Below are 260 nucleotides of genomic sequence, written 5' to 3' on the forward strand. Positions count from 1 at the left end.
TGGGGATTGTCGGTGCTCACCGCTGCCGAGCGGCGCGATCTACTCGAAGTCCTCGAGGACCGCCATGGCCGCGCCTCCACCATCGTAACCAGCCAACTCCCTGTGGACACATGGCACGAAGTTATCGGAGACCCAACCTACGCCGACGCCGTCCTCGATCGCCTCGTCCATAACGCTCACCGCCTCCAGCTGGCCGGCGAAAGCATGCGAAAACGCAACGCCAAAACCATCACCCTTGACGAGCAGCCAGAACGCTGACT

Annotated in this window: 1 protein-coding gene; it reads left to right on the forward strand. The window is 62.3% G+C overall.

The genetic code is table 11. The features are described 5' to 3' along the window. On the forward strand, nucleotides 1-258 hold a 258-nt coding region (locus tag ACZYOF_RS44610; RefSeq protein ID WP_463719702.1), incomplete at its 5' end, for an ATP-binding protein. Nucleotides 259-260: the final 2 nt, after the last annotated feature.

This window comes from Bradyrhizobium sp. LeoA1Lang, assembly GCF_055413685.1.